Origin of the sequence: Micromonospora haikouensis, assembly GCF_900091595.1 — a bacterium.
GTDB lineage: Bacteria > Actinomycetota > Actinomycetes > Mycobacteriales > Micromonosporaceae > Micromonospora > Micromonospora haikouensis.
In genome coordinates, this window is the sequence record NZ_FMCW01000017.1 from 35623 (window position 1) to 47440 (window position 11818).

The window sequence follows — 11818 nt, forward strand, 5'->3', positions numbered from 1 at the left end:
CGACTGTGCGAGTGCCGGAGAGCCGGCCGTCGATGCAAGAATTGACGAGAAGGTAACTCGTATGACGTATGACGTCAACACTGGGGCGTAGAATTTCCCGACGGCGCACGACCGCCGCCCGCGGGGGCACTGGAGGGGACATGACGGCAGCACAGGAGACCACCCCGAGCACCTCGGGCCCCTCGGCGTGGGCGCGGCGACCCGCCAACCTCGCCACGGCGGTCACCGCGGAACTGGTGGAGCGCATCGTCCGCGGGGTGCACCCCCCGGGGACTCCCCTGCCTCCCGAGCCGGCGCTGTGCGGGGCGTTCTCCGTGAGCCGAACGGTCGTCCGGGAGGCGGTGAAGATCCTCCAGGAGAAGGGGCTGGTGCAGGTCCGCCAGGGCAGCGGCACCATCGTCACCCCGCCGTCGACCTGGGACATGCTCGACGAACTCGTCCTCGCGGCGACCATCGCCGAGGACGACAGCCTGGCGATCCTCGACGACCTGGTCGTCACCCGCCGGGTGCTGGAGTCCGACATGGCCAACGTCGCCGCCCGCCTGGCCGACGAGGAGACCGTCGACCGGCTGCGCGCCCTGGTCGACCGGATGGACGAGCTGGTCGACGACCACGTCACGTACCACGAGCACGACCGCGCGTTCCACGACGTGATCATGCAGGCGTCGGGGAACCGCATCGCCCGTGGCGTGGTGCGGGCCCTGGAGAGCCAGGTCGTGAACACCGCCCGGTACATGGGTCGCACCAAGCGCGCGCTCTGCGTGGCGTCCAACCGGGGGCACCGGCGCATCTACGAACGCATCGCGGCCCACGACCCCGACGGCGCCGCCCAGGCCATGTTCACCCACATCACCGAGGCGTGGCTCGTCCGCCGCAGCGGGCCGGACACCGCACGGCTGGTGCGCTGACGGGCGCGCCGCTCCCGGGAGGGACCACCCTGGGGCGGCCCCTCCCGGACAGGCTCGGGCAGCGGTCAGCTCCGCGTCCACTTCTGGCTGTTGCCGCCGGTGCAGGTCGAGATGACCACCTGCGTGCCGTTGGCGGTGCCGCCGCCGGTCGGGGACAGGCACAGCCCGGACTGCACCCCGGTGATCGTGCCGTCCGTGTTGAGGTTCCACTGCTGGTTGGTGCCGCCGGTGCAGTCCCAGATGATCACCCTGGTGCCCGACGAGGTTCCCGCGCCCTCGGCGTCGAGGCACTTCGTGCCGTACACCTGGAGCTGCTTGCCGGCGGTCTGCGTCCACTGCTGGTTGGGCCCGCCGTTGCAGTCCCACAGCGTCAGCTGGGTGCCGTTCGTCTGCGACTGCGACGGGACGTCCAGGCACCGGCCGGCGTTGGCGTTGCGCAGCGAGACCTGCGTGCCGCCGCCCACGCCCGGGACGACGCTGAGGTTGTCGAACTGGGCGGTCTGGCCCTGGCTGGTGCCGAAGCCGACCAGGCCCGCGCCGAAGGACGAGTCGGTGGCCGTGCCCACGGTGACCCCGTCGACGGTGGCGGTGATGGTGCTGCCGGAGAAGCCCAGCGCGAGGCTGTGCCAGCGGTTGGTGCCGAGCGCGGCGACGGTGCCGCTGCGCAGGGTGGTGAGCTGGTTGCTGGTGTTGTTGCGCAGGATCGACCAGGCGCCGGCGTCGGTGACCCGCAGGAAGTACGCGTTCTGGGCGCTGACCGGGTCCAGGTTCTGGCTGCCGACCCGGCCCTCCAGCTGGACGTAGCCGGCCTTCTCCAGCAGCACGTCGGCCGAGACCGTGTAGTTGTTCCAGTTCAGGTTGCCGCCGTACGTGCTGGGGTCGGCCAGGGTCTTCCAGGTGATCGGCGCCATCGGCGACGACTGGCGCAGGCACCTGCCGGCACGGCCGCCGCCGCAGGTGGCGGTCTCGAACGCGCCCTGGTTGTCCTGGAGGTACCGGGCCAGCTTGCCGGCGGGGTAGCTGTCGAAGTTGTCGCTGTAGGGCAGGCTCAGCTGGCCCTGCGGGGGGCTGGTCGCGGTGCCCTTCCCGCCGCCGGTCGTGGTGGTGATCGTGTAGAGGTGGCCGGGCTGCACGGTCAGCGAGTAGTTCCCGCCGGACGGGGTGATGTCGGCGCCGCGGACGAAGTGGTCGGCGGTGTTGGTGGAGTTCAGGTTGGTCGACCAGACGCGCACGGAGCCGGTGGAGAGCCCGCCGGTGACGCTGAGGTTCAGCGTCTGCGCGGCGGTCGCGTCCATGGTCTCGACGACCGTGGTGTAGTCGGTGTTGTTCGGCGACTTCAGCGAGACGTAGCTGCCGTTGTTGCGCACGCCGCCGATGAAGCCGCTGGACGAGTCGAGATACTTCCAGCCCGGGGCGGTGAACTGGGTGGTGTGGGCGAGCGTCCAGGAGTTCTTGCCGACGGCGTACCAGCCGGACCAGGGCTGGTTGGCCAGCATCAGCCCGACGGTGGCCCAGGGGATGTTCGTGGTGGTCGCGCCGATCAGGTTCCAGTTGATGTACGCGGTCATCTTCCCGTCGATGTATCCCCGGTTGATGCCACGCGCCAGTGGCTTGGCGCCGTCGTTGTAGTCCTGCGAGCCGCCCTCGCTGTTCCACAGGGTCTCGCCGGTGGCGGTGGCGTTGGCCGACACGGTGCAGGTGGTCTGCGCGGCCAGGTAGCCGCACGGGTAGTGGCCGCCGATGACGTCGATCGCGTTGCGCAGCGCCGCGTTGTTGACGGCCACGTTGGCCGGGTTCCAGCTGCCCGGGTAGTCGTCGCCGAAGATGAGCTTCACGCCGGCGTAGCCGTTGTTGTTGAGCGCGGTACGCAGGTTGATGGTCCAGTTGGCGTCGTACAACCGCTCGTTCTGGGCGGCGGTGAGGTAGTCGATGGTCAGGTTGTGCTGCTTGGCGCAGCCCAGCCAGGACAGGTGGTAGTCGATCGAGTCCTGGGACATGAAGGTGCCGTTGCCGATCCAGCCCGGCGCGCCCCAGGCCAGCCCGACGAGCGTGATGTTCGGGTTGCGGAGCTTGGCCTGCTCCATGATCCACCACTCGTAGCCGCGGTTGCAGTCGAGGTCGCCGCGGAAGTGGGAGTGGCTCGGCTCGGACCCGCTGGTGGAGTTGGTGTCGCCGCCGATCTCCACCTTGAGGATCTGCAACGAGGCGCCGTAGTTGGGCTTGAAGAGGTAGTCGAGGATCTGGCCGCGCTGGGGCTCCGGGTAGTCGATCAGCAGCCGGCTGTTGCCGCCGCCGCCGCTGACCGCGCCGAGGCCGTCGAACGTCTTGCCGCCCGACGCCCCGTTGATCGTGATCGAGGTGGCGGCCTGGGCCGGCGCGGCGAGCCCGCCCACCGCGCCGCCGACGGCCAGCAGAGCGCCGACGACCAGGAGCGCGAGGGTCGATGGGCGGCGGAGTAGCCGCCTGGTTCCTGACATGGGTCGGGGCCTCCCCGGGAACATGGCCCGGCCTTGCCACCCCGCTGGGACCGGCCCACGTGTGGTGGTGGTGCGGTGCGGCATCAGGGAGGATCCGGTCGCGCCTATCCATAGACGAACTTCGACTTATCAGTCGTCATACGTTATAGCTGTCGCGGCGGCGCGGGTCAACCCACCCCGGCTAGGCGTCCGCCGGCCCGACGGCGAGCACCCGACGCAGCCACGCCTCGGAGGTGTTGACGTGCATCAGCGCGCTGGCCTGGGCGAGCAACTGGTCGCGCGCCCGCAGCGCGAGGTAGATCGCGTGATGCTCGTCGATCGTCTGGTGCGCCGAGTTGCCCTCGATCAACCCGCGCCACACCCGCGCCCGCACCGTACGGCTGGACAGCCCGTCCAGCAGCGAGGTGAGGGTCTCGTTGCCGGTCGCGGCGACGACGGTGTGGTGGAAGGCGGTGTCGAACCGGATCAGCTTCTCGGCGTCGTCGGCCGCCGCCCGCATCTCCTCCAGGATCCGGCTCAGCTCGGCGAGATCCGCGTCGGTCATCCGCAGCGCCGCCAGGCCGGTCGCCACCGGCTCCAGCATCCGGCGCACCTCCATCACCTCCAGCAGGGTGTCGTCGCGCAGCAACTCCACCGCGACACCCAGGCCCTCCAGCAGCAGCCGGGGGGCGAGGCTGGTGACGTACGTCCCGTCGCCCCGCCGCACGTCGAGCACCCGGGCGGACTCGAGCACCTTCACCGCCTCCCGCACCCCGCTGCGCGACAGCCCCATCTGCGCGGCCAGCTGCGGCTCCGGTGGCAGCCGCGCGCCCGGCGGCAGCTCGCCGCTCTGGATCATGCTCCGGATCTTCGCGATCGCGTCGTCGGTCAGTGCCACCCCGGCCCCCTCAGCACCCGCCGCCATGCGCCGACGGCATGGGACCCGGCACCCACGCCCAGTGGGTGCCGGCAGCACCCCACTATAGGAGACGTCACATGTTTGCCACCCGGCGCGAGCACGGCGGGCGACGCGCCGCGCCGGTGCCACGCCGGGAGCACGACGAGACCCCGGGGCGGCGGACCGTGCGTCCGCCGCCCCGGAGCCGGGGTACGCCTGCCGCCGTCCGGCGGTCAGGAGGCCGTGCAGGTGGGGGCCTGGGTGGGCGCGGTGCCGTTGCCCTGGAACCCGAACTCCGTCACCTGACCGGCGGCGAGCTGACCGTTGTAGTCGACGTTGGCGAACCGCACCGTCCCCGAACTACCACTGGCCGTCGCCGACCACGTACCCGTGACACTCGTGCCACCCGGCAACGTCACACTCACGCTCCAACCCCGAGTACCACCAGAACCCGCGGTCACCTTCACCGTCGCCACGAAACCACCCGTCCACGAATTCGCCGACACCGTCGCCGAACAACCCGCCCCACCCGGCGGCGGAGTCGTCGGGGGCGGAGTCGTCGGCGGCGGAGTGGTCGGAGGCGGGGTCGTGGGGGGCGGCGTGGTCGGGCTGGCCGCGTCGAAGCCGAGGAAGCGGATGGCCTGCGCGGTGTCGAAGGGGATGGAGTGGCCGTACCCCTGGAAGCTGATCGCCTCGACCGGCGCCGTGCCGCCCGTGCCGCCGTAGCGGGTACGGGTGGCGCTGGTCTGCGGGTAGTCGGTGTAGGCCGGCGTCTGGGACACACCGAGCACGTTGGTCCACTGCTTGATCTGCTCGCCGAAGTTGACGTAGCTCAGCGTGGTGTCCGTGGTGCCGTGCCAGATCTGCATGCGGGGGCGCTTGCCGGTGTAGCCGGGGTAGGCGTTACGCACCAGGTCGCCCCACTGCTGCGGGGTCTTGACGATCCGCCCGCCGGAGCACTCGCTGTTCCACTCCGAGCCGTTCGTGGTGGCGAAACAGCCGAACGGCACGCCGGAGGAGCTCACCCCGGCGTGGAACACGTCCGGGTAGAGGCCGGCCATCACGTTGGTCATCATGGCGCCGGACGAGAACCCGATGACCCCGATGCGGCTCGCGTCGACCGGGTAGCGGGCCCGGACGTAGTCGATCATGGACTTGAGGCCGACCGGGTCGCTGCCGCCGTCACGCCGCAGGGCCTGCGGGGAGGAGACGTCCCAGCACTTGCTGCTGCGGGTCACCGACGGGTAGATCACGATGTAGCCGTAGCGGTCGGCCAGGGAGCTGAGCTGGTAGCCGGTGTGCAGCGCCGGGCCACTGCCGGTGCAGTAGTGCAGGGCCAGCAGCAGCGCGGGCCGGGCCGCCACCCGGTCCGGCACGTACAGGTGCATCTGGAGGTTGGTCGGGTTGGTGCCGAAGTTGGTGACCTGGGTGAGCGTCGCGGCCGACGCCGGGGTGGCGGCGGTGATCACGGCCGTCGTCGTCGCCAGGGCCGTCGCCAGCGCGGCCGCCAGCAGGGCGATCCTTCGTTTCATCGGCGGTTCCTTCGTGGTGGTGGGTGCGGCGGCAGGGCAGGGCAGGGCAGGGCCTGGTCGGGCCGGGCACCGGTCGCCGGGCCGGCCCGACCAGGGGCGTCGGCCCGACCCGGAGCACCCCGGGTCGGGCCGACGGTGGATCAGCTGGCGGTGCAGGTGGGGGTCTGGGTGGGCGCGGTGCCGTTGCCCTGGAACCCGAACTCCGTCACCTGACCGGCGGCGAGCTGACCGTTGTAGTCGACGTTGGCGAACCGCACCGTCCCCGAACTACCACTGGCCGTCGCCGACCACGTACCCGTGACACTCGTGCCACCCGGCAACGTCACACTCACGCTCCAACCCCGGGTACCACCAGAACCCGCGGTCACCTTCACCGTCGCCACGAAACCACCCGTCCACGAATTCGCCGACACCGTCGCCGAACAACCCGCCCCACCCGGCGGCGGAGTCGTCGGGTTCGGCGGGGTGGTGGTGGGGTTCGGCGGGGTGGTCGTCGGGTTGGGGATGCCGGTGCCCGCGTTGAGGGCGTTGAGGACGGAGTCGTACGCCGGCTTCTTGTTGCCGTTGCAGTCGAACAGCAGGGCGTTGTCGGACCCGCGCCACGAGTCGCAGTCCCGCACGCCCCACACCGTGATGCCGGTGCAGCGCGACACGTTCATGCAGGCCCGGGTCACCGCGCCGAAGATGTTGGCCTGGTTGCCGCCGGTCATGACGTCCAGCTCGGTGATCTGCACGTCGACGCCGAGGTCGGCGAAGCGCTGGAGGTTGGCCTGGTAGTCGCTGGCCAGGGTGGTGCCCAGGTGGGACTGGAACCCGACGCAGTCGATCGGCACGCCCCGGGACTTGAAGTCGCGCACCATGTTGTAGATGCCGGTCGACTTCGCGTTGACCCCGTCGGTGTTGTAGTCGTTGTAGCAGAGCTTCGCGCCGGGGTCGGCAGCCCGCGCGGCGCGGAACGCCGCCTCGATCCAGTCGTTGCCGGTGCGCTGCAGGTTGGAGTCACGCCGCCCGCCGCTGCCGCCGTCGGCGAACGCCTCGTTCACCACGTCCCAGGCGTAGATCTGCCCCTTGAAGTGGGTGGCGACCTGGGTGACGTGGTTGATCATCGCGCTGCGCAGGGCGCTGCCGGACATGTTCTGCGCCCAGCCCGGCTCCTGCTGGTGCCAGAGCAGGGCGTGGCCACGCACGCTCATGCCGTTGGCCCGGGCGTGGCTGACGAGGCGGTCGCCGCCGCTGTAGTTGAACACCCCCTGCTGCGGCTCGGTGGCGTCCCACTTCATCTCGTTCTCGGCCACGACGCTGTTGAACTCGCGGTTGAGAATCGTCGTGTACGTGCTGTTGGAGAGCTTGCCCGTCGCGACCGCGGCGCCGAAGTAGCGGCCCTTCTCGGCAGCGGCGGCCCGCAGGGTCGTGCCGGCGCTCGCGGCGGGGGCCATCGTCACCAGCACGCCGGCGGTGAGTGCGCCGGTGACCGCGAGGGTCACCGTCGTCAGGAGGACTCTCTTGCGTCTCATGTCGATTCCTTCTCCGGGTGGATTGCAGCGGTGGTGGTGCGCCCGGATGCGCTTCGCAGAGGAGATCCGGGCGGATGATCCTGGAGGGTCACTGTTGCCGCACGAGGCCCGTCCCGCCGTCGCCGGCGGCGCTGTGGGGGGGTGCTGACACGACGCCCGCATGCCCTGTCGGGAAGTCGCGATCCCGAGGTGCGACCAGCAGGCCCGCCCGGTGGGCCATCGACGCTGGCTATCCTCGGCATCGACTGTGAACGATAACAAGGTCGTTCGTCAAGTCCTGCCGAATCGCACCAGTTCGGGCCGCCACTCGGGGCAGCCGAACTGCCCGCGCCGGGTCGGGTCGCCGGTCGCCACGCCGACGCCGCCGGCCGCCGCGCAGTAGGATCCGGCCGTGGTCGGTCGTCGGCGCCGCGTCCTCCGCCGGGCCCTGGCGGCCGGGCTCCTGGTCGTCGCCGCCGCGCTACCCGCCGCGGCACCGGCGTCCCCCGTCACGTCCACGACGCTCACGGTGCTCCAGCTGAACCTCTGCAACAGCGGCCGGGCCGGCTGCTACACCGGCCGGGCGGTGCCCCGGGCCGCCGAGGTGATCCGCGCCGAGGCACCGCAGCTGGTGTCCCTGAACGAGATCTGCCAGGGCGACGTGCCCGAACTCGGGCGGGTGTTCGCGCGGGTCCACCGCGGCGGCACGGTGGTGGCGGAGTTCAGGGCCGCCGGCGACCGCCCGAGCCGCGGCGTCACCCGGTGTCGCGACGGCCAGCCGTACGGCATCGGCCTGCTGGTCCGGCTGCCCGTGCCGCACCGGGGACACACGGTGCACAGCGGGATCTACCCGGTGCAGGACCTCGCGGACCCGGAGCTGCGGGCCTGGCTCTGCGTGCACGTCCCCGACGTCGTCAACGCCTGCACCACGCACCTGGCGGCGTTCAGCGCCAGCACGGCGCTCGCCCAGTGCCGCCACCTGTTCGACGCGGTCGTGCCGGCGGTCCTCGGCCGCGCCGGGCACGCGCCGACCGTCCTGGGCGGCGACCTGAACCTCCGCGCCGGCGGCTCACCCGACCTGCGGTCGTGCGTGCCGCCGGACCGTTCCCGGGTCGACGACGGCGCCGTGCAGCAGATCGTCGCCACGGCGGGCGTCACCGTCGGCGCCGGCCGGTCGGTGGACATGCGCGACGCCACCGACCACCCGGGACTGCTGGCCACGCTCACGATCGAGCACGGCCGGCCGTCCCCGGTCAGGAGACCGCGGCCCTGACCAGCTCGACGACCTTCCGCTCGACGGCGGGGCTCCACGCCCGCAGCGCGTACGCCACCGGCCACAGGTCCCCGTCGTCGAGGTTGGCCGCGTCCTGGAAGCCGAGGGTCGAGTAGCGGTAGTTGAACTTGCCCGAGTCCTGGAAGAAGACGACGATCTTGCCGTCCGCGTTGGCGTAGGCGGGCATCCCGTACCAGGTCTTGGGCGACAGCTGCGGGGCGGCGGCGGTCACCGCCACGTGCACGCGCTCGGCGAGCGCGCGGTCCTCCGGCGCCATCTGCGCGATCCGGTCGAGGACCGCCTGGATCCCGTCGGCCTTCTTGGCGCCCTTCCTGCCCTCGGCGCGCAGCTCGGCGGCGCGCTCCTTCATCGCGGCACGCTCCTCGGGGGTGAAGCCGTCGGACGCGGTCGTGGAATCCGTGGGGGACATGCGGGGGCTCCCTTTGCGCCGTTGCGGGCCGGCGGAGTGCCGGCTACCTGGCAAAAGGCTAGGCCGGACGGCGTGGCCGTGCTTCTCGATTCCTGATCTCCTCCGCCGGGCGGGCGGGACGCCCCGCCGCGCGTCCCCGCGACGGCGGTGAGGTCACGGCGCGGGCGGCGCGGCGGCGCATTCGCCGGCGAGGAGGTCGGCGGTGGTGTGGGCGGCGATGCCGGGCTGCGCGCCGTCGGCGAACCGCGCGACGACCGCCCGGACGTGCCGCTCGGCGGGTGCGGCGAGGCCGTCGTAGACCGCCGCGAACAACTCCCGGGCCCGTTGCCTGGGCCACCCCTTCGGCAGCAGTTCCAGGGGCAGCTGCGGATCGAGGACGGGAAAGCGCCGGTAGGTGTCCATGACCTCGGTGCGCGCCCGCACCGCCGCCGCGCCGTCGATCCGTCCGGACCGCACCCGGGGCAGCAACGGGGTCCACCGCCGCAGGAACGCCTGGTAGTGCCGGCTGATCACGTCGATGTCCCAGGCGTCGACGGGAGCCCGGTGGCCGAGCGCGTCGAGCGCGGCCTGCCGACCACGGAACACCGTGACGGCGCCGGGGGTGAGCTCGGCGAGGTGCGCCCGCGCCTTCGGCGTCAGGTCGTGCGGCGAGATCCACAACCCGTCGTACAGCGGCGCGTAGCCGAGCCAGCGGAGCTGGCCGCGCAGGGCCCGCCGCTGCGCGCTGCGCTCCTGCGGCAGCGAGAAGGCCACGATCGTCCAGCGCCCGTCCCACGGCACCGCCGTGGCGGTGGAGGCCACGATCCAGTTCCCTCCGGCGGCCAGGTTCGCGGCGGCGAGAGGGCTCAGCCGGTAGGCGCTGCGCCGGCCCTGGCGGCTGCCCTCCAGCACGCCCCGGCGGGCCAGCCGGCTGATCGCGGTCCGCGCGCCGGCCGTGGACACCCCGGCCTCGGCGAGCAGCGCGACGATCGCGGCGGACGGGAGCGCGGCCCGGCCCCGCAGGGTGTAGTCCGCCAGCAGGGTCACCGCGACCCCCTGGGGCGAGTTGCCGGCCTGCCTCCGGGGCAGCCGCAGCGGGCGCCCGTCGTCCGGATAGATCTCCTCGATGCTGAACGGGCTTGCCACAGGCGCTCCGGGCTCGAAGTCTCGGGGACAACCCACGACTGTAGACGGATCTCCCGACGGGCCGGCTCGCCGTGCCGGGCGCCGTCGGTGCGGCAGAACGACCCGGCGGGCCCGCCGGGTCCGGATCGACGACCCACAATGATCGAGACATGTCGATTGACACTTGTGTGCCCCGGGGGAACACTAACTGCTACGCGATGCCCTACGGAGCCGGGCGGGCGAGCACACGCAGTGGGCGACACGCATCCCACGGGGCCGGGCGACCCCGACCGGGACGCGTGGCCCGACCCAGCCCGCACACCCGCACAGGTGACCGAAGGAGTCGTCCCCGTGAGAATCAGAAGGAAACTGCTGCTCGGCCTGGCCACGACCCTGGTGGCGGCCGGCCTGGTGGCGCCGACGTTCCAGCCCGCGTACGCGGCGTCGCTGGTCGAGGTGACCAGCTTCGGCAACAACCCGGGCCGGATGCGCATGCACGTCTACGTGCCGGACAACCGCCCGGCCCACCCGGCGACGGTGATCGCCATGCACGGCTGCGGCGGCTCGGGCCCCGCCTTCTATTCCGGCAGCGAGTTCGCTTCCCTCGCCGACCGGTACGGGTTCATCGTGATCTACCCGACCGCGACCCAGCAGGCCGGCTTCGGCAACTGCTTCGACACCTGGTCGGACGCCGCCAAGCGCCACGACGGCGGCAGCGACCCGGTGTCGCTCGTGTCGATGGTCCGCTACGCACAGCAGCAGTACGGCGCCGACCCCGAGCGGGTCTACGCCACCGGCAGCTCGTCCGGCGGCATGATGACCAACCACATGCTGGCCGTCTACCCCGAGGTGTTCAAGGCCGGCGCCGCGTTCATGGGGGTGCCCTACAACTGCTTCGCCGGCGCGGCGGACTACCCGCCCGGCAGCAGCCAGTGCACCGGCGGCAGCATGAACCGGACCCCGCAGCAGTGGGGCGACGCGGTCCGCCAGCAGGCGTACCCCGGCTACTCCGGCCCGCGCCCGCGGGTGCAGGTGTGGCACGGCACCGCCGACACGCTCGTGCCGTACAGCCTGCTCCAGGAGTCGATCGAGCAGTGGACGAACGTGTTTGGCCTCAGCCAGACCCCCACGTCCAGCGACACCCCGCAGGCCGGCTGGAACCGCCGCCGGTACGCCGACGGCAGCGGCACCGTCCAGGTCGAGGCGTACAGCATCCAGGGCGCCGGGCACAGCCTGCCCGCCGGCGGCATGGCCGCGGCGGCCATCGCGTTCTTCGGCCTGACCAGCACGCCGAGCCCGACCACCACGCCCAGCCCCACCGTGACGCCCACCCCCACCACGCCCCCCAGCCCGACCCTGCCCCCCACCACGCCGCCGGCTTCCGGCGCCTGTCGCGTGACCGTCGCCGTCAACGCCTGGAACACCGGGCTGACCGCGAACCTCACCATCACCAACACCGGCGCCAGTGCCGTCAACGGCTGGTCCCTGGTGTTCGGTCTGCCCGCCGGGCAGACCATCACCTCCGGCTGGAACGCCACCTACTCCCCCACCACGGGGCAGGTGACGGCCAGGAACCTCGCCTACAACGCGGCCATCCCCGCCAACGGATCGATCGACATCGGCTTCCAGGTCACCCACGGCGGCAACGCCGCCAAGCCGACCTCGTTCGCCCTCAACGGCGCGTCCTGCACGGTCGCCTGACAAAGCCGCGCTCCGGGGAGGCG

General features: G+C 71.9%; 9 protein-coding genes. 3 read left to right on the forward strand and 6 right to left on the reverse strand.

The genetic code is table 11. The features are described 5' to 3' along the window. Nucleotides 1-140 precede the first annotated feature (140 nt). Nucleotides 141-908: a FadR/GntR family transcriptional regulator gene (locus GA0070558_RS18330; protein WP_091281656.1), complete on the forward strand. Its 768-nt coding sequence runs from the start codon at nt 141-143 to the stop codon at nt 906-908. Between the two features lie 65 nt (nt 909-973). Here the strand turns inward: GA0070558_RS18330 and GA0070558_RS18335 are convergent, their stop codons facing one another. The 4 genes from GA0070558_RS18335 to GA0070558_RS18350 all read right to left on the reverse strand — a co-directional run bounded on the left by GA0070558_RS18335 (nt 974) and on the right by GA0070558_RS18350 (nt 7308). After that, nucleotides 974-3385, reverse strand: coding sequence for a ricin-type beta-trefoil lectin domain protein (locus GA0070558_RS18335; RefSeq protein ID WP_256092006.1), 2412 nt, complete (start codon nt 3383-3385; stop codon nt 974-976). Nucleotides 3386-3566: 181 nt separating this feature from the next. Then, complete coding sequence (locus tag GA0070558_RS18340; protein WP_091281663.1) at nt 3567-4262, reverse strand: FadR/GntR family transcriptional regulator; 696 nt, start codon at nt 4260-4262, stop codon at nt 3567-3569. Nucleotides 4263-4495: 233 nt separating this feature from the next. Beyond that, nucleotides 4496-5794 carry an extracellular catalytic domain type 1 short-chain-length polyhydroxyalkanoate depolymerase gene (locus GA0070558_RS18345; RefSeq protein ID WP_091281667.1) on the reverse strand — a complete coding sequence of 433 codons (1299 nt, stop codon included), beginning with the start codon at nt 5792-5794 and terminating at the stop codon, nt 4496-4498. Nucleotides 5795-5934: 140 nt separating this feature from the next. Beyond that, nucleotides 5935-7308 (reverse strand): endo-1,4-beta-xylanase, encoded by a 1374-nt coding sequence (locus GA0070558_RS18350; protein WP_091281670.1) that lies wholly within the window; start codon nt 7306-7308, stop codon nt 5935-5937. A gap of 391 nt (nt 7309-7699) precedes the next feature. On the opposite strand from GA0070558_RS18350, the gene GA0070558_RS18355 reads away from it, so the two are divergent. After that, entirely contained in the window at nt 7700-8560 is an 861-nt protein-coding gene (locus GA0070558_RS18355; protein WP_176734261.1) for an endonuclease/exonuclease/phosphatase family protein, read from the forward strand. Here the strand turns inward: GA0070558_RS18355 and GA0070558_RS18360 are convergent. Both GA0070558_RS18360 and GA0070558_RS18365 read right to left on the reverse strand, forming a co-directional pair. Next, complete coding sequence (locus tag GA0070558_RS18360) at nt 8541-8990, reverse strand: iron chaperone (protein ID WP_091281674.1); 450 nt, start codon at nt 8988-8990, stop codon at nt 8541-8543. The genes GA0070558_RS18355 and GA0070558_RS18360 overlap by 20 nt on opposite strands. Nucleotides 8991-9143: 153 nt before the next feature. Beyond that, nucleotides 9144-10115, reverse strand: a complete 972-nt coding sequence (locus tag GA0070558_RS18365) for a PaaX family transcriptional regulator (RefSeq protein ID WP_091281678.1) — start codon at nt 10113-10115, stop codon at nt 9144-9146. Between the two features lie 330 nt (nt 10116-10445). Between GA0070558_RS18365 and GA0070558_RS18370 the strand changes: the two genes are divergently transcribed. After that, a complete protein-coding gene (locus GA0070558_RS18370; protein WP_091281682.1) occupies nt 10446-11795 on the forward strand; it encodes an extracellular catalytic domain type 1 short-chain-length polyhydroxyalkanoate depolymerase in 1350 nt (449 codons plus the stop codon). Nucleotides 11796-11818: the final 23 nt, after the last annotated feature.

What these genes read in the sequence shown, in the direction of transcription:
- GA0070558_RS18345 (WP_091281667.1), bottom strand. Translation starts at nt 5,794, where the DNA reads ATGAAACGAAGGATCGCCCTGCTGGCGGCCGCGCTGGCGACGGCCCTG.
- GA0070558_RS18330 (WP_091281656.1), top strand. Translation starts at nt 141, where the DNA reads ATGACGGCAGCACAGGAGACCACCCCGAGCACCTCGGGCCCCTCGGCG.
- GA0070558_RS18335 (WP_256092006.1), bottom strand. Translation starts at nt 3,385, where the DNA reads ATGTCAGGAACCAGGCGGCTACTCCGCCGCCCATCGACCCTCGCGCTC.
- GA0070558_RS18350 (WP_091281670.1), bottom strand. Translation starts at nt 7,308, where the DNA reads ATGAGACGCAAGAGAGTCCTCCTGACGACGGTGACCCTCGCGGTCACC.
- GA0070558_RS18360 (WP_091281674.1), bottom strand. Translation starts at nt 8,990, where the DNA reads ATGTCCCCCACGGATTCCACGACCGCGTCCGACGGCTTCACCCCCGAG.